This window comes from Novosphingobium aureum (assembly GCF_015865035.1).
Taxonomy (GTDB): domain Bacteria; phylum Pseudomonadota; class Alphaproteobacteria; order Sphingomonadales; family Sphingomonadaceae; genus Novosphingobium; species Novosphingobium aureum.
In genome coordinates, this window is sequence record NZ_JADZGI010000001.1 from 37,627 (window position 1) to 61,754 (window position 24,128).

Annotated in this window: 26 protein-coding genes; 13 read left to right on the forward strand and 13 right to left on the reverse strand. The window is 66.6% G+C overall.

The window, feature by feature from the left end; translation table 11 throughout:
* Nucleotides 1-25: 25 nt before the first annotated feature.
* Both I5E68_RS00150 and I5E68_RS00155 read left to right on the forward strand, forming a co-directional pair.
* Nucleotides 26-1,384, forward strand: a complete 1,359-nt coding sequence (locus tag I5E68_RS00150; protein WP_197159684.1) for a sensor histidine kinase — start codon at nucleotides 26-28, stop codon at nucleotides 1,382-1,384.
* Nucleotides 1,377-2,132 carry a LytR/AlgR family response regulator transcription factor gene (locus I5E68_RS00155; RefSeq protein WP_323982037.1) on the forward strand — a complete coding sequence of 252 codons (756 nt, stop codon included), beginning with the start codon at nucleotides 1,377-1,379 and terminating at the stop codon, nucleotides 2,130-2,132. The genes I5E68_RS00150 and I5E68_RS00155 overlap by 8 nt, the downstream gene beginning before the upstream one ends.
* Nucleotides 2,133-2,289: 157 nt before the next feature.
* On the opposite strand, the gene I5E68_RS00160 is transcribed toward I5E68_RS00155, so the two are convergent.
* Complete coding sequence (locus I5E68_RS00160) at nucleotides 2,290-2,613, reverse strand: UrcA family protein (RefSeq protein WP_197159687.1); 324 nt, start codon at nucleotides 2,611-2,613, stop codon at nucleotides 2,290-2,292.
* Between the two features lie 282 nt (nucleotides 2,614-2,895).
* On the opposite strand from I5E68_RS00160, the gene I5E68_RS00165 reads away from it, so the two are divergent.
* Genes I5E68_RS00165 through I5E68_RS00175 form a run of 3 tightly spaced genes read left to right on the forward strand, consistent with a single transcriptional unit; the run spans nucleotide 2,896 to nucleotide 5,032 of the window.
* Nucleotides 2,896-3,168: a hypothetical protein gene (locus I5E68_RS00165; RefSeq protein ID WP_323982038.1), complete on the forward strand. Its 273-nt coding sequence runs from the start codon at nucleotides 2,896-2,898 to the stop codon at nucleotides 3,166-3,168.
* A 46-nt stretch (nucleotides 3,169-3,214) separates the two neighbouring features.
* The gene (locus I5E68_RS00170; protein WP_197159688.1) at nucleotides 3,215-4,135 is read left to right on the forward strand and encodes a diacylglycerol/lipid kinase family protein; all 921 of its coding nucleotides are present in this window, start codon (nucleotides 3,215-3,217) and stop codon (nucleotides 4,133-4,135) included.
* 30 nt (nucleotides 4,136-4,165) lie between these two features.
* On the forward strand, nucleotides 4,166-5,032 hold the full coding sequence (locus I5E68_RS00175; protein ID WP_197159689.1) for a metallophosphoesterase family protein: 867 nt from the start codon (nucleotides 4,166-4,168) through the stop codon (nucleotides 5,030-5,032).
* A gap of 95 nt (nucleotides 5,033-5,127) precedes the next feature.
* Here I5E68_RS00175 and I5E68_RS00180 read toward each other — a convergent pair whose 3' ends face one another.
* The 3 genes from I5E68_RS00180 to I5E68_RS00190 are packed head-to-tail and all read right to left on the reverse strand — an operon-like array spanning nucleotide 5,128 to nucleotide 6,835.
* A complete protein-coding gene (locus I5E68_RS00180) occupies nucleotides 5,128-5,880 on the reverse strand; it encodes a GIN domain-containing protein (protein ID WP_197159690.1) in 753 nt (250 codons plus the stop codon).
* A 24-nt stretch (nucleotides 5,881-5,904) separates the two neighbouring features.
* Nucleotides 5,905-6,471 (reverse strand): DUF1700 domain-containing protein, encoded by a 567-nt coding sequence (locus I5E68_RS00185; RefSeq protein ID WP_197159691.1) that lies wholly within the window; start codon nucleotides 6,469-6,471, stop codon nucleotides 5,905-5,907.
* Nucleotides 6,458-6,835, reverse strand: a complete 378-nt coding sequence (locus I5E68_RS00190) for a PadR family transcriptional regulator (RefSeq protein ID WP_197159692.1) — start codon at nucleotides 6,833-6,835, stop codon at nucleotides 6,458-6,460. Before I5E68_RS00190 ends, I5E68_RS00185 begins: the two co-directional genes overlap by 14 nt.
* A 289-nt stretch (nucleotides 6,836-7,124) precedes the next feature.
* Here I5E68_RS00190 and I5E68_RS00195 point away from each other — a divergent pair, with 289 nt between their 5' ends.
* Both I5E68_RS00195 and I5E68_RS00200 read left to right on the forward strand, forming a co-directional pair.
* Nucleotides 7,125-8,801, forward strand: coding sequence for an arylsulfatase (locus I5E68_RS00195; RefSeq protein WP_197159693.1), 1,677 nt, complete (start codon nucleotides 7,125-7,127; stop codon nucleotides 8,799-8,801).
* Between the two features lie 174 nt (nucleotides 8,802-8,975).
* Nucleotides 8,976-10,493, forward strand: a complete 1,518-nt coding sequence (locus I5E68_RS00200) for an FAD-dependent oxidoreductase (protein WP_197159695.1) — start codon at nucleotides 8,976-8,978, stop codon at nucleotides 10,491-10,493.
* 26 nt (nucleotides 10,494-10,519) lie between these two features.
* Here the strand turns inward: I5E68_RS00200 and I5E68_RS00205 are convergent, their stop codons facing one another.
* From I5E68_RS00205 to I5E68_RS00225, 5 genes are all read right to left on the reverse strand, one after another.
* Nucleotides 10,520-11,167 carry a DUF2238 domain-containing protein gene (locus I5E68_RS00205; RefSeq protein WP_197159697.1) on the reverse strand — a complete coding sequence of 216 codons (648 nt, stop codon included), beginning with the start codon at nucleotides 11,165-11,167 and terminating at the stop codon, nucleotides 10,520-10,522.
* Nucleotides 11,168-11,317: 150 nt separating this feature from the next.
* Nucleotides 11,318-11,839 carry a 30S ribosomal protein S9 gene (gene rpsI, locus I5E68_RS00210; RefSeq protein WP_197159699.1) on the reverse strand — a complete coding sequence of 174 codons (522 nt, stop codon included), beginning with the start codon at nucleotides 11,837-11,839 and terminating at the stop codon, nucleotides 11,318-11,320.
* Entirely contained in the window at nucleotides 11,839-12,318 is a 480-nt protein-coding gene (rplM, locus tag I5E68_RS00215; RefSeq protein WP_197159700.1) for a 50S ribosomal protein L13, read from the reverse strand. Before rplM ends, rpsI begins: the two co-directional genes overlap by 1 nt.
* 150 nt (nucleotides 12,319-12,468) lie before the next feature.
* Nucleotides 12,469-12,831 carry a divalent-cation tolerance protein CutA gene (gene cutA / locus I5E68_RS00220; RefSeq protein WP_228726730.1) on the reverse strand — a complete coding sequence of 121 codons (363 nt, stop codon included), beginning with the start codon at nucleotides 12,829-12,831 and terminating at the stop codon, nucleotides 12,469-12,471.
* On the reverse strand, nucleotides 12,828-13,922 hold the full coding sequence (locus I5E68_RS00225; protein ID WP_197159702.1) for a COX15/CtaA family protein: 1,095 nt from the start codon (nucleotides 13,920-13,922) through the stop codon (nucleotides 12,828-12,830). The genes cutA and I5E68_RS00225 overlap by 4 nt, the downstream gene beginning before the upstream one ends.
* Nucleotides 13,923-14,110: 188 nt before the next feature.
* Between I5E68_RS00225 and I5E68_RS00230 the strand changes: the two genes are divergently transcribed.
* From I5E68_RS00230 to I5E68_RS00255, 6 genes are all read left to right on the forward strand, one after another.
* A complete protein-coding gene (locus I5E68_RS00230; protein WP_197159703.1) occupies nucleotides 14,111-14,488 on the forward strand; it encodes a MerC domain-containing protein in 378 nt (125 codons plus the stop codon).
* Nucleotides 14,489-14,571: 83 nt separating this feature from the next.
* Nucleotides 14,572-14,790, forward strand: a complete 219-nt coding sequence (gene thiS, locus I5E68_RS00235; RefSeq protein ID WP_197159706.1) for a sulfur carrier protein ThiS — start codon at nucleotides 14,572-14,574, stop codon at nucleotides 14,788-14,790.
* Between the two features lie 71 nt (nucleotides 14,791-14,861).
* On the forward strand, nucleotides 14,862-15,686 hold the full coding sequence (locus tag I5E68_RS00240; RefSeq protein WP_197159708.1) for a thiazole synthase: 825 nt from the start codon (nucleotides 14,862-14,864) through the stop codon (nucleotides 15,684-15,686).
* Between the two features lie 142 nt (nucleotides 15,687-15,828).
* Nucleotides 15,829-16,359 carry a hypothetical protein gene (locus I5E68_RS00245; protein WP_197159709.1) on the forward strand — a complete coding sequence of 177 codons (531 nt, stop codon included), beginning with the start codon at nucleotides 15,829-15,831 and terminating at the stop codon, nucleotides 16,357-16,359.
* A 144-nt stretch (nucleotides 16,360-16,503) separates the two neighbouring features.
* Complete coding sequence (locus I5E68_RS00250) at nucleotides 16,504-16,839, forward strand: hypothetical protein (RefSeq protein WP_197159710.1); 336 nt, start codon at nucleotides 16,504-16,506, stop codon at nucleotides 16,837-16,839.
* Between the two features lie 5 nt (nucleotides 16,840-16,844).
* A complete protein-coding gene (locus I5E68_RS00255) occupies nucleotides 16,845-17,957 on the forward strand; it encodes a class I SAM-dependent methyltransferase (RefSeq protein WP_197159711.1) in 1,113 nt (370 codons plus the stop codon).
* A gap of 69 nt (nucleotides 17,958-18,026) precedes the next feature.
* On the opposite strand, the gene I5E68_RS00260 is transcribed toward I5E68_RS00255, so the two are convergent.
* The 4 genes from I5E68_RS00260 to I5E68_RS00275 all read right to left on the reverse strand — a co-directional run bounded on the left by I5E68_RS00260 (nucleotide 18,027) and on the right by I5E68_RS00275 (nucleotide 24,012).
* On the reverse strand, nucleotides 18,027-19,148 hold the full coding sequence (locus I5E68_RS00260) for a transporter substrate-binding domain-containing protein (RefSeq protein WP_197159712.1): 1,122 nt from the start codon (nucleotides 19,146-19,148) through the stop codon (nucleotides 18,027-18,029).
* A gap of 60 nt (nucleotides 19,149-19,208) precedes the next feature.
* On the reverse strand, nucleotides 19,209-21,014 hold the full coding sequence (locus I5E68_RS00265; protein WP_197159713.1) for an AMP-dependent synthetase/ligase: 1,806 nt from the start codon (nucleotides 21,012-21,014) through the stop codon (nucleotides 19,209-19,211).
* A 170-nt stretch (nucleotides 21,015-21,184) separates the two neighbouring features.
* Nucleotides 21,185-22,957, reverse strand: a complete 1,773-nt coding sequence (gene ggt / locus I5E68_RS00270) for a gamma-glutamyltransferase (RefSeq protein ID WP_197159714.1) — start codon at nucleotides 22,955-22,957, stop codon at nucleotides 21,185-21,187.
* Between the two features lie 11 nt (nucleotides 22,958-22,968).
* Nucleotides 22,969-24,012: a quinone-dependent dihydroorotate dehydrogenase gene (locus I5E68_RS00275; RefSeq protein ID WP_197159716.1), complete on the reverse strand. Its 1,044-nt coding sequence runs from the start codon at nucleotides 24,010-24,012 to the stop codon at nucleotides 22,969-22,971.
* Nucleotides 24,013-24,128 lie beyond the last annotated feature (116 nt).

The following is a 24,128-nucleotide window of genomic DNA, read 5'->3' on the forward strand; positions in this document are numbered from 1 at the left end:
GTTTTGACGCTATGCATCGGCCTGCATGGCCAGCCTTACCGAAAACCCAAGGGTCCCCGCGCGCATGGTGCTGCTCTCGCTGGCGGCGCTGTGGGCATGCTATTTCATCGTCGCAACCTTGCGCGGCGCCTTCTGGGGGCTCGAGTTCGCCTGGCCGATGATCTCGCGCCGGCTGACGATCTGCCTGCTCTCGATGATGGTCATGGCCGCAGTCTGGCCATTGATGCAGATGCTCGACCGCAAGTCGAACGGCGTTCGCCTTGCCATCGTCCTGGTCGGCGCCCTGCCTCTGGCGATGGTGCTGAGCATGATCAACACCATGGTCTTCTCCGACATCGGCATCGCCATGAAGGCCAGCCGAAAGTCGGCGGGCGAGGGCCGCGCGCAGCAGGAGGCAGGCACCGTGCGTATCATGCAGGACGAGGCCGGCAACATCCTTGTCGACCTGCCCGATTCCGACCGCAACATCGCGCCCGTGGTCCCCGCCCCGCCGCGAGCCACCCGCGATGATGCCAGTGAGCCGGGAAGCGACGAGACTTCGGCGCCCGAGCCGCCCGCCCCTCCGGCAACAAGCGCTACGACCACCTCAACGGACCGCTCGGGGATCACGATCCGCTCGAGCGGCGCAGACGGCAACAAGATGTTCGGACGCTGGGCGGCGATGGCCGACACCACTTTCGGGCGCTATTTCCTCGTGCTCGCCTGGGCCGCGGTCTACTTCGCGCTCGCCAAGGCCGAGGAAGCGCGCGCAGCCGAACGGCGCGAAAGCGAATATCGCCGCGCCGCCGAGGCCGCCGAACTGCGCTCGCTGCGCTACCAGGTCAATCCGCACTTCCTGTTCAACACGCTCAACTCGCTCTCCGCGCTGGTCATGACCGGCAAGCAGGAAGCGGCGGAAACGATGATCCAGACACTCTCGAACTTCTACCGCCGAACGCTCTCGGGCGACCCGACCAACGACATGCCGCTGCTCGACGAGGTGGCGATGCAGGAGCTGTATCTCTCGATCGAGGCGGTGCGCTTCCCCAATCGATTGCAGACCAAAATCGACATTGACGATGACGTCTCCGATGCGATGGTGCCGGGCATGATCTTGCAGCCCCTCGTCGAGAACTCGGTCAAGTATGCCGTTGCCGTCACGCAGCGGCCCGTGACCATCGAACTGACCGCAAGGCGCGAGGACGACATGCTCCTCGTCACCGTCAGCGACGATGGACCGGGCGTTCCCGCCAACAAGGCGGATGGCTGCGGCATCGGCCTTGGCAACGTGCGCGACCGCTTGCGGGCACGGTATGGCGACCGCGCCGAACTGGGCTTCGGCGAACGTCCCGATGGCGGTTTCGCGACGGTTCTGCGCATGCCGCTGGAGACGGCGCGTGGCTGAAGCGACCAATGCCGAGGACAAGTCCGGCGCGCCGCTGCGCACGCTGATCGTCGATGACGAACCGCTCGCGGTCGAACGCATGCAGGTGATCTGCTCGCGCATCGAGGCGGTTTCGGTGGTCGGTACCGCAAGCGACGGCGAAGCGGCGCTGAGGCTCAGCGAGGCGCTGGCGCCCGACCTGCTGCTGCTCGATCTCACCATGCCCGAGACCGACGGCCTGACCGTCGCGCGGCGACTTGCCGGCAGGGCCAACCCGCCGGCGGTGATCTTCGTCACTGCCCATGACGAATTCGCGGTCGAGGCCTTCGATCTCGACGCGATCGACTACGTGCTCAAGCCGGTCTCGCCCGACCGCCTCGAACGCGCCATCGGGCGCGTCGTCGCCCGGCGCGGCGAACGCAGCGCCAGCCCGAGCGAATGGCTCGAGGAATTCTGGGTCCCGCACCGCTCCGAGCTGGTGCGCGTGCCCGCGAGCGAGGTCAGCCGGATCGACGCCGAGCGCGACTACGTGCGCCTGCACGTCGGCTCGCAGAGCTACCTCTTGCTGCAGACCATCAGCTCCCTTCAGGAAAAGCTCGATCCCGAGCAGTTCATCCGTATCCACCGCAGCCACATCCTGCGCCGCGACCACGTGACCGGCCTCAAGCATGAGGGACTGGGCGTGTGGTCGATCGAGACCAGCGAGGGCGAGGCGCTGCGCATCGGGCGCACTTATCTGCCTGCGGTCAAGAAGATGGCGGGACGCTGATCTCCCGACACTGCGCTACTGCTGTGCTAGCGGATGGCGAGGTGTCTCGCTGCCATCGCGCGTGCACACGCAAAAAGATGGGCGGAGTGCCGAAACACTCCGCCCAGTCTGTTTTTCCGGGTTATTTTTTAGGGACCTGGTGATTGGCGCCCCAGGGTCAGCCGCCAAGGCGGCTGTACTGTTCGGCATTCTCGATCACGACTGCCATCTGGCCCTGCGCCTTCTCGGTGGCATTGCGATAGCAGGTGCGCGAGGACGTCGCGGGGATCAGCGAATTGGGGCCGTGCTCGTCCATCTTGCAGACCTTGCGAGCGGCCTTGACGAGGCGGCGTTCGAGGGTCTTCTGGCCATCGGCGGTGGTGAGATCGAGGTCGGTATAATCGACCAGCATCTTTTCCTGGGCCTGGGCCGGGGCAGCGATGCCGGCGGTGGCGATGAGGCCGAACATGGCGGCGGCGAGCGGTGCGGTCTTCTTGAACATCGTGGCTTCCTCCTAGTGGTGAGCCTGGTCGGTGTTCCTGGGGGGGTGACCGGCTCGATGAGTCTTTCCTGCCCCCGAATCCGGATCGCTTCACCCCGGTCTCGATTTCACGTCACAAGCCATCGACGAAAGGGTCACGTCGCTGACGAACGACATTTGTAGTCGACCAACGACTTCTGCAAACTCCGCAGAAACCCGTGACTCTTTTGTGACCCTCGACTTGATTGACCCTAGCGATTCGAGTGACTGGTCTGTCCGTGACGCCAACGCTATGGTGCAGGTGTGATCATAGGACTTCTCGTCATCTTCTGCTTGGGCGTGCTCAACTTCGCAGCACACAAGGCCGTGCTTGAAAGCGGCCACCCCATGCTTGGTCAGGTGCCCTGGCTTTTCCAGCCGTTGGGGGGACGACTCAGCCTGATCGTCGAGTTCGTGATGTTGCTGGGCGCGATGATCATGGTCGTTTCCGGCTCGTTCGGTTGGGCCATGCTCTACCTCGTCTACTCGCTGATGAACGGGCTCGCTGCCTGGCTGATCTTCTCGGGCCGGGTCTGACGAGGAAGGACGGGAACCGAGCCGCCTGCCCCCGGTTTTTCCGGACATGGAACAGGCAGACAAGCAAGAGGCGCAGTCTGGCGACGCGCCATCGCGGGCCGGGCGCCCTTCCCTCCAGCTCGCCGGTGCGCGCGCTGTCCTCGTGTGCAACGCTGCGAGCGGGAGCAACGACGAACGCTCGCAGGCGCAAGTGCGCCAAGGTCTGGAGGACGCCGGTCTGGTCCTCGTGCGAACCGGACTCTTCCCCGACCAGGACGTGCCGACGGCGGCCGAACTGGAGCGCGAGAACGTGAGCCTTGTCGTTACCTTCGGCGGCGATGGCACGACCCATGCGGTCGTGACCGGGCTCTACGGCTGGGACGGAGCGATCCTGGTCCTGCCCGGCGGAACCATGAACCTGCTGTCCAAGCGCCTGCACGGCGACGTGCCTGCCACCGACATCATCGCGCGGGTCGCCCATGGCGATGGCCGATGCGTACGCACGCCTGTCGCGCGCTCGCGTCACGGCGAGGCCCTGACCGGAATCCTCGCGGGGCCCGGCACCGTATGGAACGAGGTACGCGAGGCGATGCGCGCGATCGACGTGGTCGAATTCGTCGCCTCCACGCGCCAGGCGATCAGCTATTCCACCAATGGTCCCAAGGTCGTTTGCGCCGAGGTCGACTGCGGACGCGAGGAAGGCTATGCCGCGATCACCGTGAACCCGCATGACCATGACCTCGTCGCGAGAGGCTACTATGCCGAATCGCTGGCCGACTTCGCCGGACAGGGCATTGCCCTGCTCAACCGCGATTTCCGCGAGGGTCCGCACGATGCGCTGGGCCACCACCGCCGCATCCGGCTGGTGTGCCCGGCGGGCGAGCCGATGGGCCTGCTGATCGACGGTGAACCGTTCGATGGCGAAGCGGAAGAAGTCTTCCACATCGCCCGCTGCGAGGTCGATCTCGTCTCGACCAGCGTAACCTAGCCTAGACGCTGCAAGACCAAGGTAGCCTGCATGGATGACCGTACGCTCAAGCTGTTCCACCTGAGCGACATTCACTTCGGACTGGAAGACCGGCGCGCGCTCGCCTGGGTCGAGGAGTGCATCGCGCGCGAGAAGCCCGATGCGGTCGCGATCACCGGCGACCTGACGATGCGCGCGCGCCACGGCGAATTCGATGCCGCCTGTGCGTGGATCCGCGCGCTCGACGTGCCGGTCACGGTCGAGATCGGCAATCACGACATTCCCTACTTCAACCTGTTTGAGCGCTTCTTCCAGCCTTATCGCCGCTTCCACGCGATCGAGGATCTGATCGAGGCCGAACTCGACCTGCCACGCCTCGCGATCATCCCGCTCAAGACCACGACCCGCGCGCAGTGGCAGCGCTTTCCCTGGTCGAACGGCTGGGTCACGCAGGGTGCGCTCGACGAGACGCTGGCCGCGATCGATGCCCAGCCTGCGGGCACGCGCATCCTCGTCGCCGCGCACCATCCGCTGACCGAGCGGCGCGAGCGCGACAACAAGCTGCTCACGATCAACGGTACGAAGACGATGGCCGCGCTCGCCGGTCGCGGGATCGATGCGATCCTCTCGGGCCATATCCACGATCCCTTCGACATGACCGTCACCACGAGCGGCGGACCCTTGCGCATGATCGGGGCGGGCACCTTGTCGCACCGCCTGCGCTCGACCCCGCCCAGCTTCAACGAGATCGTCATCGAGGGCGACGAGATCCGCGTCAACGCACGCAACCTCGAGGACGTGGCGACCACCGACATGCTGATAAAGGAAGTGCCGGAGAACGCGCTTCCCCCGCGCGCGCCCGGCGACCCGGTGGCGCCCGTAGGCGCGGTGCCGGCGATCGATCCGCCGGTCAGCTGACGCCGCCAGAGGCTGCCACCCAGAACAGGAAAGGCCGCAGCTCCGTTCGGGAGCTGCGGCCTTTCATTTCATAAACGCACCTTTGGGTGCGAGCATCACATCTTGACGCTGGCGGCGCTCGCATCGCCCTCGGAATAGTCGTGCTTGACCGAGCCGATGCCGTTGATCTCGCTGCGCAGGATCTCGGGCTTGCGCACCAGCGTGAGGTTGCCCACGCCATTGATCTTGATGTCGGCGAGACGGCTCGGCCCCATGGTCACGTCGCCCGCGCCATCGACGCGCACCGTGGCATCCTCGCCCACGACCTTGCCAAGGTCGATGTCGCCCGCACCGTTGGCTGTAACGAAGACCTTGCGCACCTTGCCCTCGGCCTCGAGGTCGATCGCGCCGTTCGACGTGAGCGTGAACTGCTCCTGGTCGAGACCGACGAGCGTCACGTCTCCGGGCGCGTCGAGATCGAGGTTGCGGATCTCGGGCGCGGTGATCACTACCTTGAGGCCATGGCGCCAGTGGCCCTGCTTGCCGGTGAGCTTGAGGCGGCCGTTCTCCCAGGTCAGGCGCTTGAGCACCTGTGCGGGACCCTTGACCGTCATCCCGGCCTTTTCGCCGCGGGTAAAGCTGAGGTCGACAGGCACTTCCATGGCGATGTGCGAGCCCGAGGCGAGCGCGAAGGCACGGGTCTCGATGGGGCCGAGATCCTCGTCCTCATCACCGATATCCCAGTGCCAGCCGTCGTTTTGCGTGAATTCGCGGCGGAAGTCCTCGCCACCGACGACCCAGGCCCCGGTGAAGGCGACGACCGAGAGGATCGCGGCGCTGGCGAAGACAATGAGCAGTTTCCTGAACATCTTGATATCTCCTGGTTTTCAGGGTCAGTCGTCGGACTGGATGGCGGGCTCGAGCACCTTGTAGTGCAGCCGCCCGAACCACATGAGGGCGTTGATGATCCAGATGCTGACGATGGTCAGCAGCGCGGCACCGGCGATCGAGCCGGCCATGATGCCAAGCCCTGCCAGCAACGCCACCGCCCAGCCGCCGGGAAAGCCCCCGAAGGGTCCGACGATCAGCACGAAGCCGCCCGAGATGAACAGTGCGAGCACCGCCACGAAAAGCGCGGCGACGGTACCGAGCACCGCCAGTACGATCGGCAGCAGGATCAGGATGTCGATAGAGGCGAGGCCGACGAAGGCGATGATCGCGGCCATTGCCGAACGCGGCGAGCGGTCGCTCTGCCAGTTGCGCTGGCCGAACTCGAAGCGCAGTTCGCGTGCCAACCGGGCCGGGTCGCCGAGCGCTGCGGCAATCTCCGCCTCGCTGCGCCCTTCGGCCATGCCGGCGGTGAAGTGCTCGCCGTAATCGGCAAGGATGTCGTCGACGTCCTCGCGCGGGAGGCCCTTGAGCCCCGCTTCGAGGCGACGGATGAACTCAAGACGCGTCATGGCTGGATTCCCCTTCCTGCTCGCTCGCGGCAGGCGCCTGCGCACCCTCGCCGTCGATCAATCCGTCGACGGCGGCGGTGAAGCCGCGCCATTCGGCGGTCTGCTCGGCAAGGCGCGCGCGCCCCTCGTCGGTAATGGAATAGTACTTGCGCGGCGGACCCGAGGGCGATTCCTCGAGATAGGTGGCAACCAGTCCGTCCTTCTGCATGCGGCGCATGAGCGGGTAGATCGTGCCTTCGCCCATGTCGACCGCATGGGCCATGCGGCTTGCGATCTCGTAGGCGTAGCTGTTGCCGCGCGAGAGGAGCGCCAGGACACACAGCCCCAACACCCCCTTCTTAAGCTGAACTTCGATTTCGGACATCGAATCGTCTCCTGCGGATGCAGACTGTATATAGCGAGGTACTGTTTAATGCAAGGTACCTTTCTAAAGTGGGTACAGATTGATCCGATGTACCGACGTTATGCAGGATATCTGGCAATGAAGAGGTCAGTTCATCGGGCGCTCCGCAGGCGAACGCCAACCCAGACCTTTTTCCGCCCTCCTAGGGGTTTTCCCTCATGTTACCGCCGCGCCGGGCAAGACACTCTGTCGCCAGACCCAAGGCGATGGCCTGCCTCGCACGTGCCTCGCGCCACTCAGGAGAAACCCGATGACGCAGGACAGCGAGCCAGACAGCGAGAAGCCGCGCGACGCGCTCGAAGAAGTTACCGGCGTCACCCGCCGTCGCCTGCTGGCAACTTCGGGGCTGCTCGCCTCGCTACCGGCCGCCGGAACCTTGCTCGGCACGCGGCGCGCGCTGGCGCAAGCCTCGGCTACGTCACGGCCCAACATTCTCGTGATCTGGGGCGACGACATCGGCTGGTCGAACGTCTCCGCCTACGGACAGGGGGTGATGGGCTATCGCACCCCCAACATCGACCGCATCGGGCGTGAGGGGATCAAGTTCACCGATCACTACGCCCAGCCCTCATGCACGGCGGGCCGCGCGGCCTTTATCACCGGGCAGTACCCGATCCGCTCGGGCATGACGACGGTCGGCCAACCGGGCGCCGCGCTCGGCCTCCAGGCGGCCTCGCCGTGCCTTGCGCAAGTGCTCAAGGACGCAGGCTACCGCACCGGCCAATTCGGCAAGAACCACCTCGGCGACCGCAACGAGCACCTGCCCACCGTCCACGGCTTCGACGAGTTCTTCGGAAATCTCTACCACCTCAACACGCAGGAGGAGGAGGAACAGCGCGACTACCAGGCCTTCGGCAAGAAGTTCTCGGGCGATCTGGAGACCTACACGGGCCAGTTCGGCACCCGCGGCGTCCTCCATAGCTTCGCTACCAGGCGCGACGATGCCACCGAGGACCCGCGCTTCGGCAAGGTCGGCAAGCAGACCATCGAGGACACCGGCCCGCTGACCCGCAAGCGCATGGAGAACTTCGATGCCGCCGAGGTGATCCCCAGGGCCTTCGACTTCATGGGCAAGGCGAAGGCCGCGAACGAGCCGTTCTTCGTCTGGCTCAACACCACCCGCATGCACGTCTACACCCACCTTGACGACGAATGGCGCTATGCCGCCGAGAAATGGACCTCGGAGGCCGACCTGCACGGCTCGGGCATGCTCCAGCACGATCACGACGTGGGCACCGTGCTCGACTGGCTCGAGCAGCAGGGCATCCTCGATGACACGCTGGTCTGGTACTCGACCGACAACGGGCCCGAGCATTCATCCTGGCCGCATGGCGCGACCTCGCCCTTCCGCGGTGAGAAGATGACGACTTACGAAGGCGGCGTCAGGGTCGTCTCCATGCTGCGCTATCCGCGCATGATCGCGCAAGGGCAGGAGCTGAACGGCATCCAGGCGCATCAGGACATGTTCACCAGCCTCGCCGCCATCGCCGGGGTGCGCGACGTCGCGGGCAAGGTCATGGCCGCGAAGAAGCAGTACATCGACGGGGTCGACAACGTACCCTACTGGACCGGACAGACCTCCGAATCCGCACGCGATCACGTCTTCCATTACTACGAGAGCAAGCTGACCGCGGTGCGCGTGGGGCCCTGGAAGATGCACTTCTCGACCAAGGAAGACTACTACGCCAACCTCGTCCCGCGCACCGCGCCTCTGATCTTCAACATCCGCATGGACCCCTTCGAGAGCTACGACAGCTCGGATAGCTACGGGCACCTGCTGCAGAAGGTCTCGTGGCTGATGCAGCCGGTCGGGGTGCTGATGAACAAGCACCTCCAGACACTCGCGCAATATCCCCCGGTGCAGGGCGGCGCCTCGTTCGACATGTCGAACGTGGTCGAGGATTTCATGGAACAGGGTCTGCAGTAGCCGTCCCCCGGACTGCAGGACCGGCCCGGGTGCGCCGATGCGCGTCCCGGGCACCTCTTTTCGTATCGCACGTCGCCCGCGCGTCGTCGCAAGGTACCCTTGCCGCGGGAACGATCACGGCGCGCCTGCCGTTCAAAGAACGACTTGCAAACACGAAAAGACATGGAGCTAGCCATGACCCAGACCCCCGATTTCGGGGCCGGTATCGCTGCGTCCAGCCTCGGCAGGGGCGAGATGCAGACCGGCACCTTCGACGGCGCCGATATCCTTTTAATCCGCGCCGAGGATGGCACCTTGCGCGCCGTATCGGCCACCTGCACCCACCTGGGCGCACCGCTCGAGACCGGCGCGCTGATCGAGGGCGAGATTCGCTGCCCCTGGCACCACGCACGCTTCTCGCTCGAGGACGGGCAGGCCGTTGGCGGACCGGCCACCGAAAGCCTTGGCTGCTACGAGGTCGAGGAAAGCGACGGCACGATCCGGGTCACCGGTCGGCGCCATGTCAGCGCCCCGCGTCCCGCGCTCGAGGTCGCGACCCCGGTGGTCATCGTCGGCAGCGGAGCGGCGGGCTACGCGCTCGCCGATATGCTCGCGCGCGACGGTCACGGCGCGGATACGATCCTCGTCAGTGCAGACGAGGAGGCGCCCTACGACCGCACCTTCCTCTCGAAGCAGTATCTTGCCGGTGACGCGGAGCGTAGCGAAGTGATGCTTCCCGCAACCGGCCAGGGTCTTGGCGATCCGGTCGATATCCGCACGGGCGCGAAGGTGACCGCGATCGACACCAAGGCCGGGACACTGCGCTTCGAAGACGGCTCGAGCCTCGACTATGGCACGCTCGTGCTCGCCACCGGCGCCGAGCCGGTCGCGCCCGACTTCCTTGGCCGTGACGATCCGCGCGTCCACACCCTGCGCACGCTGGCCGATGCCGACGCCCTGCTGGCGCAGGCGCACGAGGGCAAGCGCGCGACGGTCCTTGGCGCAAGCTTCATCGGCCTCGAAGTTGCTGCCTCGCTCGTCCAGCGCGGACTGAAGGTCGACGTCGTCGCGCAAGGCGAGGTCCCGCTGGCCCCGGTGCTCGGCGAGAGGGCCGGTCGGCATATCCAGAGCCTGCACGAGGCGCACGGCGTGACCTTCCACATGGGCCGCTCGCTCACCAGCTTCGAGGACGAGGCGGTCTGGCTCGACGATGGGACGCGCCTGCCCGCCGACCTGCTCGTACTCGGCACAGGGGTACGCCCGCGCCTCGAGCTTGCGCGTGATGCAGGGCTTGCGCTGGCCGAAGACGACGACGGCATCGCGGTCGACGGCAACCTTCGCACGAGCGCGCCCGCGATCTACGCCATTGGCGACATCGCCAGCTATCCCGATCCACGCCTCGAACGCCCGCTACGCATCGAGCATTGGGTCCATGCCCAGCGTCAGGGCGGATATCTCGCACGGCTGTTCACCGGGGCGAGCGACGAGCGCTTTGGCGATACCCCGTTCTTCTGGACCGGCTATTACGGCACGCAGCTACGCTATGTCGGCCATGCCAGCCCGGACGACGCCCGCCTCGAGGGCGATCTCGACGAAGGCACCTTCGCGCTGTTCTACCGCGAGGAGGGCAAGGATCGCGCGATGCTTTCTTCAGGCCGCGACAAGGAGGCCCTCGCCACCGAAGCGAAGTGGGATACCGCAAGCCACGCCTGACCCGCGATGCGCGAGCGGCCCCGGTGCTAGAAAGGATCGGGGCCGCTCGCACGCAACTGGCGATCGTGCAGGCCGCGCAGCAGCAATAGCGCGCAAGCCGCGCCGATGAGGCAGCACAACATGTCCCACTGCGTATCCCACGGGTCTCCCTGCGTCCCGAGGAACGCGTCGGCCCCCTGCCCCAGTGCCATCGCCGCGCCGAACTCGATCAGCTCGTAGGAAGCGCTGACGGCAAGACAGCAGGCGAGGACGAGCACGGCGCTCAGCGCGCCGGCACGCAGACCGCCCCAGCGCAGCAGCAGTTCGCGCAGAACGATGGCAGGCACGAAGCCCTGCATGAAGTGCCCGATGCGGTCATAGGGATTGCGCGCGAGGCCGAGCCAGTCCTGCAGCGTGAAGCCGAGCGGCACCCGTGCGTAAGTATAGGCTCCGCCGAGCATCAGCACGAGACCGTGAAGACCGATCAGCACCAGCGCGAGCCGGGTCAGCGCATACCCACGCTGCGTGAGCCAGAGCAATGGCAGCGCGATCAGCACCGGAGCGACCTCCATCCACCAGGTCGCCCGCTCGTAGGGCGCCCAGCCCGAGAGAACGAGCCCCGTAAGCCAGATCGCGGTGAGGATCGCAAGCTCGCGGCGATTGCTCGTGCTCGAAGGTGGCAAGTCTCGCGTCATGGGCGAGAATTTTGCCCACCAGTGCGCTGCTGGCAATCGAAAAGCCAGATGCCGCGCGGTTGCCCCTCCCGCGCATGGCAAAGACACAAAAAAAGGGCCCGCGGTTTCCCGCGAGCCCCTTTTTCGTAAGAGCTGTAAGCCCGTCGAAACTTAGCGCTTCGAGAACTGGAAGCTACGACGTGCCTTGGCACGGCCGTACTTCTTACGCTCGACCACGCGGCTGTCGCGGGTGAGGAAGCCAGCAGCCTTGACGGTGGCGCGCAGCGCGGGCTCATACTTCGAGAGCGCCTGCGAGATGCCGTGCTTCACAGCGCCAGCCTGACCCGAGAGACCGCCGCCCTTGACGGTGGCGACGATGTCGTACTGGTCTACGCGGCCGGTGATCTGGAACGGCTGGGCGATGACGAGACGCAGGGTCGGACGAGCGAAGTAGACTTCCTGGTCACGGCCGTTGACGGTGATCTTGCCCGAGCCGGGCTTGATCCACACGCGGGCAACGGCGTCCTTGCGGCGGCCGGTGGCGTAGGCGCGACCGTAGTTGTCGAGCTCCTGCTCGCGCAGCGGTGCGTTCGAGACGATCGGGGTGTTCTCTTCGACGGTCTCGCTGGCAGCGACGTCGGCGCCGAGGTCCTTGAGGTCGGACAGGCTCTGGACGGTATCGGTATCGGACATTACGCGCCCACCTTGTTCTTGCGGTTCATGGAAGCAACGTCGAGCAGCTCGGGCTGGGTGCCGCCGTGCGGGTGCTCGGTGCCGGCATAGAGGTGCAGGGCACGCATCTGGTCACGGCCGAGCGGGCCGCGCGGGATCATGCGCTCGACAGCCTTCTCGAGCACGCGCTCGGGGAAGCGACCGGCGAGGACCTTGTCCGCGGTAACTTCCTTGATGCCGCCGGCATAGCCGGTGTGCTTGTAGTAGGTCTGCTGCTTGAGCTTGTTGCCGGTGAACTTCACCTTGTCAGCGTTGATCACGACGACGTGATCGCCGCAATCGACGTGCGGGGTGAAGCTCGGCTTGTGCTTGCCGCGCAGCAGGTCGGCGATGATCACGGCCAGACGGCCGACAACCAGACCCTCGGCATCGATCAGATGCCACTTCTTTTCAACCTCGGCCGGCTTGATCGACCGGGTGACCTTGGTAAGCGCCTTCATGGCTGGTCTATCCCTAATAAGTTTCGAGCGCGCCGCCGGCTGATCCGCCTTGGCGCGAATCTCCCTGTGCGCGGGAAGTGGCGCCAATTCGTCGAAATCGCGCGCTAAGTCAAGCTGAGCGCGGGATAGCGAAGAGGTAAAATAATACCGTCAGGTTCTGGGCGCGAGCGCAGAGAGCCAGGCCAGCGTCTGCGGCGCGCCTGCATCGCAGTGCCAGCCGAGCACCGCGGGTTCCTCGTAGGGATGAAGCTGCGCCAGGCGCGAAACCGCGCGATCAAGCAGGTCGGTGCGGGTCTTGAACAGGACCCCGACCTCGCGCGCGGTCTGGATTTCGTCCTGCCAGACGAAGACGCTGGTCATGCCCGGGATCACATTGCCACAGGCGACGAGCCCCTCGCGCAGCAGCGTGCCGAGCGCTGCAAGGGCTGCGGCCTCGTCGGGAAAGGGACACCAGCCCATCGCTCCCGTCGTCACCGCAGCCGGCGCGGGCTCTGGCGCGCCGGGCGCGCTCATGCCGCGGCGAGCAGGTTCACCGGGTCGCGCCGGCCAAGGGCATGCGTGCCCCAGACCGTCGCCGCGACCAGCAGCGCGCCGCACAGCTGGTGCGCGACTGCGAGCCACAGGCTCACGCCCGACCACACCGTGCAGATCCCAAGGATGATCTGCAGCCCGAAGGCGCAGTGAATGGCGAAGGAGATCGGGCGGCGGCGGCGGGTGCGCAGCTCGCGCGCCATGCCGATCAGCACGAGGACCACTGCCCAGGCCCACCAGCGATGGACGAAGTGGACGAGGTAGGGGTCGTTGAACAGCGCATGGAAGAAGCCTTGCGACCAGTCGATCCCGGCAGGCAGCAGGCGGCCCTGCATCAGCGGCCAGGCGTCGCCCGAGAACCACCCTGCCCCCGCGACGTAGCCCGCCCGCATGCCTGCGGTCAGCGCGCCCATGAACAGCTGGAAGGCAAGCATGGCGAGAACGGTGACGGTGAAACCGGTGAGGTGCGCGGGCGGCTTGCCCTGTGTCAGGTTGCGCAAGTCGAGCGCGGTCCAGATCAGCCCGGCCAGTGTCAGCAGCGCGGTCAGCAGGTGCGCGGCGAGGCGAAAGTGGCTGACGCGGTCGAGGGCGTCGGCGCTGAGCCCCGAGGAAACCATCCACCAGCCAAGCGCGCCCTGCAAGCCGCCCAGCGCGAGCAACGCGAGGAAGCGGCCCTTGTAGCCGAGCGGGATCGTGCGACGATACCAGAACCATGCCAGCGGCACCGCGAAGACGAGGCCGACGATGCGTGCGAGCAGCCGGTGCACCCATTCCCAGAAGTAGATGAACTTGTACTGCTCGAGCGTCATGCCCGCCGGGCCATTGACGTCGATGTACTGGGGTATCTGCTTGTACGACGCGAATTCCGCCTGCCACTGCGCCTCGTTCAGGGGCGGGAGCACGCCGGTCACCGGCTTCCACTGGGTGATCGAGAGACCTGCTTCGGTCAGACGGGTGATCCCGCCCACCGCGACGATCAGGATGACGAGCAGGGCCACGCTCAGCAGCCAGCGGACCATGGCGCCAAGGTCGTCGGAAGTACCGATAATGGGGCGACCGTCTGATATTCTCATGAAAACACTCACTGCGGGCTTGCTCGAAGATACGCAAGAGGGCTGAGCGACGGAACGAGGTTTGTGCCCGGACGAGCCCGCTATGCGTAGCCTTCAGCGGCGGCGCTGCGGCCATCGGACACGGGCCTGCGACAAAATCGCGCACAAGCACCCTTGATTGATGTTACAACGTTACATATCTGGACGCCATGCGCGACGCACTCCAATCGATTCGACTCAGGCTGGACCGCACCGGCATCCTGCTGAGCGGGCTATGCGCCGTTCACTGCGTGCTGGGTGTCGTCCTCGTCGGTGTGCTCGGTCTCGGCGGCGAGGTGCTGCTGTCGCCTGCGATCCACCGCATCGGCCTGATGCTCGCACTCGTGGTCGGCGGTCTTTCGCTCGGTTTCGGCGTATTGCGCCACGGTCGGCTGGCCCCGCTTGTAATCGGCGGTGCGGGTCTTGCGCTCATGGGGCTTGCCATCGCGGTCGGCCATGGCCTGCCCGAAGCAGTGCTCACGGTGCTGGGCGTAGGCCTCGTCGCGATCGCGCACTTGCGCAACATCTCGGGCCACGCCGCGCACTGAGGCCGAAGCGAGAGATCGCGCCGGCGACCCCTCTAGCCACGTGCGGACCTTGCACTGAGCGCGCTTGACGCTATCTGCGGTGCATGGCCCAGAACGACACGATCACCCTTACCGTGAATGGCGAGACCCGGCGCATCGCGCCCGGTTCCAGCATCGCCGCGCTCGTTGCCGAGATCGGCCTCGATCCGGCCAAGGTCGCGGTCGAGCACAATGCCGAGATCGCGCCGCGCTCGCAGCTCGCCGAGATTACGCTTGGCGAGGGTGACGTGCTCGAGATCGTGCACTTCGTGGGCGGCGGCTGACACCGCTCGCCAGCCACAGACCGGCACGCCCCTTCCCGCCCCGCGTAAAGCCCACTCCCGCCCCGTAAAGGATGCGAATCTTGACCGATACTGCTGCAGCCCAGAGCACCGCCAACGCCGACACCAATGCCGATACCTGGACCGTTGCAGGGCGCACCTTCACCTCGCGGCTGATCGTGGGCACCGGCAAGTACAAGGATTTCGCCCAGAATGCGGCGGCGGTGGAGGCCTCGGGCGCCGAGATCGTCACCGTGGCGGTACGCCGGGTCAACGTCTCCGACCCCAAGGCGCCGATGCTGACCGACTTCATCGACCCCAAGAAGATCACGTACCTGCCCAACACCGCAGGCTGCTTCACCGCCGAGGACGCGATCCGCACCCTGCGCCTCGCGCGCGAGGCCGGTGGCTGGGATCTGGTCAAGCTCGAAGTGCTGGGCGAGGCGCGCACGCTCTACCCCGACATGCGCGAGACGCTCAAGGCTTGCGAAACGCTCGCCAACGAGGGCTTCAAGCCGATGGTCTACTGCGTCGACGACCCGATCGCGGCCAAGCAGCTCGAGGAAGCCGGAGCGGTTGCGATCATGCCGCTGGGCGCACCGATCGGCTCGGGGCTGGGCATCCAGAACAAGGTCACGATCCGTCTCATCGTCGAGGGCGCGAGTGTCCCGGTGCTCGTCGATGCGGGCGTTGGCACTGCCTCCGAGGCAGCGGTGGCGATGGAACTGGGTTGCGACGGCGTACTGATGAACACCGCCATCGCCGAGGCGCGCGATCCGATTCGCATGGCCGGTGCAATGCGCCACGCTGTGCTCGCCGGGCGTGAGGCATTCCTTGCCGGACGCATGGCCGTTCGCCGCTACGCCGACCCTTCGAGCCCGCTTTCCGGCCTAATCTGAGGGTTAACGAAATCCTTGCCAATTGCTTGCGGGCAGGATGGTATTCAAACGATTGCAAGCTTTACGTCGCGGTAAGTCGGGCGTGGTCTAATCGATCTCGTAACGGGGGCTCAGGCCCTGCTCAGCTACGGGATGCGGCACGATGGACAAGACCGGCACGGCAAGCCTCACGATCAGCGAGATGCGCGAGTTCGCGAGTTTCGACGCGGGCGAACAGCGTTACATCCGGCGCAGTCTCGACGTCGGCTTCGAACGCCACGACGCAGCCGAACGCTGGGGCCGCGACGCCGCCGAAGTCGCCTCGATCAAGGCACAATACGGCTACTATCAGGACCTGCGCGTGCTGCGCGGGGTGCGTCCCGACGAATACGACCTCGAGGACATCGACCTGTTCATGGGCAAGCTGATGCGCATGGCAGCCTTCGACCTCGCGCAGGAACGCCTTTCCTCGTTCTCGGCCTTTCGTTTCCTCTACGAGCGCCTGCTCGGGGCCTGGGTGCGCCCATGGCTGCCGAGCGCCTTTTGCGGCGCAGCCGCACTTCCCCAGATCCGCCCCGAGCGGCGCAAGTGCCTGCTCCACTCGATCAGCGAGGCGGCCGCGACCGCCCCGGCCTGGTCCGAGCGCGAGCCCGCCTTCCTGCCCGAGTGGATCGAGGAAGACGAGGCCGCCTGAGCCACCCTGCGGCGAGGCGCTGCCCCCTTCAGCGCCTCGCCGCCCTTCGGACACTCGCAAGTTTTCCTGAAAATCCCGCCAAAACCTGAGATGCTGAGCCTTGATGACCGGACGAACCGGTCGCGAGGCAAGAGGCAAGACAGCGTGACCACCAAACCCCAGAGCACCGGCAAACCCCAGACCGCCGGACGCCGGGCGATGCCCGGGCTGGACGAGAGCGACGACCAGACCTTCGCCATGATCGCAGCCCTGACCAGCGAACTGGCCATGGCCCGCGAACGCATCGACACGCTCGAGCGTCTGCTCGATGCAGGCGGCGCTCTCGATCGCGCCGCAATCGAGCGCTATGTTCCCGACGAGACCGCGAGCACCGAGCGCGGCGCCCTGCGCCAGCGCATCATCGCCAAGGTCTTCCGCCCGATCCGCGAGGCGGCGATCCGCCGCACGCAGGGCACGTCCACCCCTGAAGCGGGAGTTTGAACGCCATGTCCCATCCCATGCTCGCCAATGCCAGCCACGACGAGACCGCAGAACAGCTCTTCGTGCGCGACCTGCAGACCTGGCTCTATACCGAGGTCGAACCCCACGAGCGCAAGATCGCGGAAGAGCTCGATCCCGGCCTTGGCCACAATGACCGGGCCGAGGCCGTCTACGAGGCACTGCACAAGGAGCCCGCCTTCATCGGCTGGTCGGGCATGCGCCGCGCCACGCAGGAACTGCTGTGGGATTCGGTATGGACCTGCGTCGACCGGCAGGCCGAGGGGCTCGATGCCCTGGCAAGCGAGGCCCCCGAGCTGGGCTCGCTGACGCTGGCCGAGGACTTTGCCGTTCCCGATTACCTCGAGGATGCCCACGTGCACCTCATGCCCGGCGGCTACGGCCTCGATGCCGAGGGTGTGCGCCAGGGCGCGCTGATGGACCGCGGCGGCGCGGTCTACATGCTCGGGCGCAACGGCGGCTTCCTCAACGACGGGCGCGGCAAGGCGGTCGCGGCCCATCTCGCCTGCTGCTATCCCGATCTCGCGCCTGAGCGCATCCTCGAACTGGGCTGCGGCGTCGGCTCCTCGGTGGTTCCGCTGGCGCAGGCCTATCCCGAGGCCGAGACCTATGCCGTCGACGTCGGCGCCTCGGTGCTGCGCTACGCCCATGCCCGCGCCGCGCACCTGGGCGCTGCGGTCCACTTCGTGCAGGACGATGCGGAAAGCACCCGCTTCGAGGACGAGAGCTTCGACGTGGTGTTCACCGCCGCGGTGATGCACGAGACCTCGCCCGAGGCGATCGGGCGCATCCTCACAGAAAGCCACCGACTGCTGCGCAAGGGCGGCGTTGCAGTCCATCTCGAGGTGCCGGTGCGCTACGAACGCCTCGACCTGTGGAGCCAGGTCATCGCCGGGATCGAGCGCGACTACAACAACGAGCCCGCGTGGAAGGACGCGACCTCGGCAGACTACGAGGCGCTGATGAACGCGGCAGGCTTCGAGGCGGTCAAGGTCGGCTTCCAGGACGCGGTGCTCGGACCCGACATGTCGGCCAGCAAGTTCGGCGACGAATCGAAGGGCGTGTTCCTGTCCTGGTTCGTTACCTCGGGCCGCAAGTAAGCGCCCGCAGGCACGATAACGGTCAACGAGACGGCAGGTCCGCACACGCCGGGCCTGCCGTTTTTCGTGCTACTTGCGCTGGCCCAGCGTGCGCTGGAGGGCATCGCGCCAGGCGCGATCCTCGACCTGTTCAAGCAGGGCAATGTCGACCGGCTCGCGCAATGCGCTGCCCGGTCCCGTGGCAATGGCGTAGTCCTGCCGCCCGAAGGTGCCGGGCACCATGCGCAGGTCGGTCTCGCGGTCCATCTTCAGCCGGTAGCGCAGCAGTGGCTCGTCATAGACGAAAGCCTCGATCGTCCCGGCCCGCAGCGCGTCGAGCCCCGATTCGATATCCGGATAGCCCGAGAAGCCGATACCCTCGCTGGTCAGCCACTCGTCGCTGGCCGAGCCACGGATCGAACCCACCATCGCCGGGGCGAGGTCGTCCGGGCTGGCGATGGCCCCGGCGATGCGGTCGGCGGTGAGCGAGGAAGCGATCATGCCGGTGAAGGTCGAGATGATGATGATCGCGGCGAACATCCAGACCAGCGCAATCGCCTTGCCTGCAGCGGTGCGCGGGGCCTTGTCGCCATAGCCCACGGTGGTCATCGTCACCGCCGAGAACCAGAACCCTGCAAAGAGCCCGCGCACGCCCGTGCCGAATTCCTCGGTGTTGTGCTTGCGTTCGACCAGCCAGAACAGCGCACCCACCCCGAGCAACAGCGCCGAGAGCGCGAGGATCGCCTTGAGAAAGGCGAAGGTGAAGAAGTTCTTGGCCAGCGACATCCATGCACTCGGCTCGCGCTGTACCGCGATGCCGAAGCCGGTGGCGTAGAAGGGATGGGTGAAGTCGACCCGCTCCTCGCGCGCGGCGGTGACGGTCAGCGCGCCGACGCTGGCATCGTAGCGCCCTTGCGCGACGCCATCGACCATGCCGGGCAGATCGGTCTCGACGAAGTGGAAGCGATAGCCGTTCTCCTGCGCGATCTGGCGCCACAGGTCGATTGCCAGCCCCTGCCACTGCCCGTCCTCGCCCTTCATCGCGAAGGGCGGTGCGATGCGGGTGGCGACGGCGAGGTCCTTGCCCGAAGGCGCCGGTGCCTGCCCGCTTCTATCCTGGGCAAGGGCGGGCCGCGCCATGGTGGCCAGAGCGAGAAACGAAGCGAGCAGGAACAGCAGTACCGGACGGAAATTCTTGCTCGCAAAAGACATCGGGTCTCCTCGTGTCGCGGCGCCATCCCTCGCGGCACCTTCCCTGAAGCCCTCAGGCTGTCACGATCTGTAGAGCCCGTCCAGCCTCTCGCCGTAGCGCTCGCGCAGCTTGTGGCGGCGGATCTTGAGGCTGGGCGTCATCTCCTCGTTCTCGATCGCGAAGGGCTCGTCGGCGAAGGTGAACTGGCGTACCTTCTCGATCACCGAGAGATCGGCATTGACCCGGTCGATCGCATCGCGGACCGCCGTGCGGAACGCAGGCAGCTCGGCAAGCGTCGCGAGCGCGGGCTCGGCCCCGTTTTCGCGCGCCCATTCCTGCATCCACTCGGCATCGGGCACGATCAGCCCCACGACGTAGGGCCGCTTGTCGCCCGCGACCATGGCCTGACCGATCTCGGGCTGAAGGGTGAGCATCGACTCGACCTTCTGCGGCGAGACGTTGTCGCCCTTGTCGTTGACGATCATGTCCTTCTTGCGGTCGGTGATGCAGATGCGCCCGCGCGCGTCGATGTGGCCGATGTCGCCGGTGTGCAGCCAGCCGTCGATCAGCGCGGCGCGGCTGGCGGCGGGATTGCGCCAGTAGCCGGACATGACCAGCTCGCCGCGCACGAGGACTTCCCCGTCCTCGGCGATCACCACCTCGGCGCCGCGCACCGGCGGGCCGACGGTGTCCATCTTGATCCCGGCCCGGGGGCGATTGACCGAGATGATCGGCCCGCTCTCGGTCTGGCCGTAGCCCTGCAGCAGGGTCAGACCCATGGCATCGAAGAAGGTTCCGATCTCGGGGTTGAGCGGCGCGCCGCCCGAGACCAGCGCCTTCATCCGCCCGCCGAAGCGCGCGCGGATCTTGGGGCGCAGGGTCCGTTCGAGCAGGGCATCGAGCGCAAAGTCGCTGATGCGTCGATTGCCCGCAGCGCGGCGCGAGGCAAGCGCGATCGCCTGATGCATCATCCAGCTGGGCACCTTGCCCTGCTTTTCGACCTGCTTCATGATCCGCGTGCGCAGCACCTCGAAGAGGCGCGGGACCACGACCATGATCGTCGGGCTGACTTCCTCGATGTTGCCCGCGAGCTTCTCCAGCCCTTCGGCATAGTAGATCTGGCCGCCCAGCCCGATCGGCAGCATCTGCCCGCCGGTGTGCTCGTAGGCATGGCTGAGCGGGAGGAACGAGAGGAAGGTCTCGCAGGCGTCGAGGTGGAAGTCGTCGAGGATGATCTGCGCCGCGCCCGCCACGTTGGAGAGCAACATGCCGTGGTGCTGGCGGACCCCGCGCGGAGCACCGCCGGTGCCGCTGGTGTAGATCACGCAGGCGAGATCGTCACGGCTGGCCGAGACGAGCCGGGCCTCGACCTCGGCGCGTGCGGCCACCGGATCGCCTTCGAGCAGCGCGTTCCAGTCGTGCAGTTCGACCACCCCCTGCTGCATCGCGGGCATTGCCTCGATGCCGATGACGTGGCGGCAGCAGTCGGTCTGCAGGATCGCGGGGAGCAGCGTCGCGCCGAGCTTGGCGTTGGAGACGATGGCGGCGCAGGCACCCGAATCCTCGAGGATGTGGATGTGATCGCGCTTGGTGTTGGTGGTGTAGGTGGGCACCGTCACCCCACCCGCGGCCATGATCGCGAGGTCGGCAAGGCACCACTCGGGCCGGTTCTCCGAGACGATCAGGACGCGCTCGCCATCCTCGATGCCGAGCCGGCGCAGCGCGGAAGCCATCAGGCACACCCGGCGCGCGGCTTCGGCCCAGGAGATCGCCTGCCACTCGCCATCGCGCTTGGCCTGGAGCATGGCCCGCTCGCCCAGCGCATCGGCGCGCTTGAGGAACAGCGAAACGATGTTCGAACTGCGGTCGAATTCACCAAGATCCATGGTGGGGACGGGTCCTCTCTGCCGTTTTTCGGTCATTCGAGCGAACGTCTAGGCCCCGCCGCAGGTTGCGACAAGGTGCCGCATACGTAAACGCAAGGAGCCTGCGCAGGCGCTCGAACGCTTGCGCAGGCTCCTTGATGCGATGCCCGTGTGAAGGGGCAGTGACGGTATCAGTCGTGGACCCGGTTGAGATTGTTGTCGCGCCGCTCGATGCGCGTGACGTTGCCCGCGGTATCCATGCCCACGCCCTCGCTGCGCGGATCGGCGGCGCCGATCCACTTGCCGCCGACGAACTCGACCGCATTGGCCTTGAGGCCGAGCGGGGCGACCTTGACGTTCTCGCCCATCGCCTCGAGCGCGGGCGCCATCGCGGCAAGCTCGGTGCCTTCCTCGAGCGTCGCGACCTTCGAGCCGGGGGCGTAGATCAGCCCCATCGCGATCGCGTCCTGCGCGCTCATGTCCCAGTCGATCACGCCGATCAGCGCCTTGGCGATCTGGCAGATGATCGTCGCGCCGCCCGCCGCGCCGATGGCGATGCGCACCTTGCCGTCGGGTCCGTAGACGATGGTGGGGGCCATCGAACTGCGCGGACGCTTGCCCCCTTCGACACGGTTGGCGACGAGGTAGCCGTCCTTGACCGGGACGGGGTCGAAGTCGGGCATCTCATTGTTGATCATCAGCCCGTCGACCGAGAGACCGGAGCCGAAGTAGCCGTTGATGGTGGTGGTCACCTCGACGACATTGCCCGCCCCATCGACGACCGCGAGGTCGCTGGTGCCCGGATCGTTGCGGAAGGGTACCTTCTGGCGCTCGGGCGCGCCTGCAGGGTGTCCGGGCTGGATATCCGCGATCACCGCATCGGGGCTGATCAGCGCCGAGCGGCTGGCGATGTAGGCCGGGTCGAGCAGGCCCTTCTCGGGAACGTCGATGTAGTCGGTGTCGGCCATGTAGAGGTTGCGGTCGGCATAGGCGAGCCGCTCGCTCTCGGCGATCAGGTGCCAGGCGACCGGGGACTTCGCGCCCAGTGCCTTCATGTCGAAGCGCTCGAGCTGCTTGAGGATCATCAGCACCGTCAGGCCGCCCGAACTGGGCGGGCCCATCCCGCACACGCGGTAGACACGGTAGGTCCCGCAGACGGGTTCGCGCTCCTTGGCCTCGTAGCCCGCGAGGTCGGCCTCGGTGATCTTCGAGGGGATCGGTCCCGCCCCGTTCAGCGTCGCGACCAGCCGGCTGGCGATATCGCCCTTGTAGAAGGGTTCGGGCCCTTCGCTGGCCAGCCGCTCGAGCGTGGCCGCCATCACCGGCGAGCGCAGCGTCGAGCCCTGTGCGACCGGCTTGCCGCCGGGCAGATAGTGATCGCGGGCCCAGCCGGTCACGTGACTGCCGTAGTTGGCGAGACCGTTGTTGAGGCGCGGCGAGACCACGAAGCCGTCGCGCGCGAGCCTGATCGCGGGCTCGAACAGCTGCGCCCAAGACAGCTTGCCCCATCTGGCATGGGCCTTGGCCATCGCCGCGAGCGCGCCCGGCGTGCCTGCGCTGAGCGGTCCTTGATAGATCAGCTTACCCGGCAGCGGCTTGCCCGCGTCATCGAGGTACCAGCTCTCGTCAGCGGCGGCAGGTGCGCTCTCGCGCCCGTCGATGGTGTCGAGGGCATTGTCGGCAGCGCCGTGGCGAACCCAGAACAGTCCCCCGCCGATACCCGAATTCTGCGGCTCGACGACGTTGAGCGCGAGCATCGTCGCGATCGCGGCATCGGTTGCGCTGCCACCCTTGCGCAGCATCTCGACGCCCGCCGCCGCGGCGCGTGGGTCGGCGGCGCTGACCACGCCCTCGTGCGCCTTCGCGGCAGGAGCCGGAGGCGGCGCGGGCGGGACCGTCGAGGTGGTCGAACAGGCGGCAAGGGCGATCGGGCCGGTGAGGCCGACGAAGAATTTACGGAGCATCGCGGCGGAAGCTATGCGGTTCCGACGGCCTCCGCAATGGAGTTGAAGCCGTCGCGCTTCATCAATCTTTCGAGGCCCTTGCAGATGTCGCGAGCGATGCCCGGACCCTCGTATACCATCGCGCTGTAGAGCTGGACGAGGCTCGCCCCGGCACGGATCCGGGCCCAGGCGTCCTCGGCAGTGGCGATCCCGCCCACGCCGATGAGCGCGATCTCGCCGCCGGTCGCCTTGCGAAAGTCGCTGAGGCGCTGCTGGGCAAGATCCCTGAGCGGCGCGCCCGAAAGCCCGCCTGCCTCACCCGCATGGGCCGAGGCCAGCGCGGGGCGCGAGATGGTGGTGTTGGAGACGATCAGCGCACCCAGCCCGCGTTCGATGGCGATACGCGCGATCGCGTCGATGTCGACGGGTTCGAGATCGGGCGCCACCTTGAGAAAGACCGGCGGACCGCCCTCGGGGCAGGCGGCGGCCTTGGCATCGTTGACCGCATCGAGCAGTCCGGTCAGCGCCGACTCGTCCTGCAGCGCGCGCAGGCCCGGGGTGTTGGGGCTCGAAATATTGACCGCGAGATAGCTCGCCAATGGAGCCATCAGCCTTGCCATGATCGCATAATCGGCCACGCGATCGGTCGAATCCTTGTTCGCGCCGATGTTGATGCCGACGATTCCCGGGCGTCCCTTGCGCGCCTCGAGCCGGTCGACCGCGGATTGCGCACCCTTGTTGTTGAAGCCCATCCGGTTGATCACCGCATGATCCTCGACGAGGCGGAACAGGCGCGGCCTGGGATTGCCCGCCTGCGGCAGCGGAGTGATCGAGCCGACTTCGGCGAACCCGAAGCCCTGCCCCAAAAGCGCGTCCGGAACCTCGCCGTCCTTGTCGAATCCGGCCGCCATCCCGACCGGATTGGGGAAGGTCAGACCGGCAACGCGGCTCTCGAGTGCGGGCCGCACGCGCGGCGGCTTGCCGGAAGGGGCGAGCTTGAGCGCGCGAATCGCGAGCGTGTGGGCCGATTCGGCATCGAGGCGGAAGAGCGCTGGGCGGATGATGGAATAGAGCACGGGTCGAGCGCATAGCCGGGATCGCGCCGTTGCTCAAATGTTTCACTCCCGACGCAATCTTGCGGGACAGGCCCCGGATTCCCTCCAGATTGCATACATTGCCCCTGCCGCAGCGC

What these genes read in the sequence shown, in the direction of transcription:
- I5E68_RS00230 (WP_197159703.1), top strand. Translation starts at nt 14,111, where the DNA reads ATGCGCGACGCACTCCAATCGATTCGACTCAGGCTGGACCGCACCGGC.
- I5E68_RS00180 (WP_197159690.1), bottom strand. Translation starts at nt 5,880, where the DNA reads ATGTTCAGGAAACTGCTCATTGTCTTCGCCAGCGCCGCGATCCTCTCG.
- I5E68_RS00260 (WP_197159712.1), bottom strand. Translation starts at nt 19,148, where the DNA reads ATGTCTTTTGCGAGCAAGAATTTCCGTCCGGTACTGCTGTTCCTGCTC.
- I5E68_RS00175 (WP_197159689.1), top strand. Translation starts at nt 4,166, where the DNA reads ATGGATGACCGTACGCTCAAGCTGTTCCACCTGAGCGACATTCACTTC.
- cutA (WP_228726730.1), bottom strand. Translation starts at nt 12,831, where the DNA reads ATGAGCGCGCCCGGCGCGCCAGAGCCCGCGCCGGCTGCGGTGACGACG.
- I5E68_RS00225 (WP_197159702.1), bottom strand. Translation starts at nt 13,922, where the DNA reads ATGAGAATATCAGACGGTCGCCCCATTATCGGTACTTCCGACGACCTT.
- I5E68_RS00150 (WP_197159684.1), top strand. Translation starts at nt 26, where the DNA reads ATGGCCAGCCTTACCGAAAACCCAAGGGTCCCCGCGCGCATGGTGCTG.
- I5E68_RS00190 (WP_197159692.1), bottom strand. Translation starts at nt 6,835, where the DNA reads ATGTCCGAAATCGAAGTTCAGCTTAAGAAGGGGGTGTTGGGGCTGTGT.
- I5E68_RS00265 (WP_197159713.1), bottom strand. Translation starts at nt 21,014, where the DNA reads ATGGATCTTGGTGAATTCGACCGCAGTTCGAACATCGTTTCGCTGTTC.
- I5E68_RS00170 (WP_197159688.1), top strand. Translation starts at nt 3,215, where the DNA reads ATGGAACAGGCAGACAAGCAAGAGGCGCAGTCTGGCGACGCGCCATCG.
- I5E68_RS00200 (WP_197159695.1), top strand. Translation starts at nt 8,976, where the DNA reads ATGACCCAGACCCCCGATTTCGGGGCCGGTATCGCTGCGTCCAGCCTC.
- I5E68_RS00245 (WP_197159709.1), top strand. Translation starts at nt 15,829, where the DNA reads ATGGACAAGACCGGCACGGCAAGCCTCACGATCAGCGAGATGCGCGAG.
- I5E68_RS00185 (WP_197159691.1), bottom strand. Translation starts at nt 6,471, where the DNA reads ATGACGCGTCTTGAGTTCATCCGTCGCCTCGAAGCGGGGCTCAAGGGC.
- I5E68_RS00195 (WP_197159693.1), top strand. Translation starts at nt 7,125, where the DNA reads ATGACGCAGGACAGCGAGCCAGACAGCGAGAAGCCGCGCGACGCGCTC.
- thiS (WP_197159706.1), top strand. Translation starts at nt 14,572, where the DNA reads ATGGCCCAGAACGACACGATCACCCTTACCGTGAATGGCGAGACCCGG.
- ggt (WP_197159714.1), bottom strand. Translation starts at nt 22,957, where the DNA reads ATGCTCCGTAAATTCTTCGTCGGCCTCACCGGCCCGATCGCCCTTGCC.
- rplM (WP_197159700.1), bottom strand. Translation starts at nt 12,318, where the DNA reads ATGAAGGCGCTTACCAAGGTCACCCGGTCGATCAAGCCGGCCGAGGTT.
- I5E68_RS00160 (WP_197159687.1), bottom strand. Translation starts at nt 2,613, where the DNA reads ATGTTCAAGAAGACCGCACCGCTCGCCGCCGCCATGTTCGGCCTCATC.
- I5E68_RS00205 (WP_197159697.1), bottom strand. Translation starts at nt 11,167, where the DNA reads ATGACGCGAGACTTGCCACCTTCGAGCACGAGCAATCGCCGCGAGCTT.
- I5E68_RS00255 (WP_197159711.1), top strand. Translation starts at nt 16,845, where the DNA reads ATGTCCCATCCCATGCTCGCCAATGCCAGCCACGACGAGACCGCAGAA.
- rpsI (WP_197159699.1), bottom strand. Translation starts at nt 11,839, where the DNA reads ATGTCCGATACCGATACCGTCCAGAGCCTGTCCGACCTCAAGGACCTC.
- I5E68_RS00240 (WP_197159708.1), top strand. Translation starts at nt 14,862, where the DNA reads ATGCGAATCTTGACCGATACTGCTGCAGCCCAGAGCACCGCCAACGCC.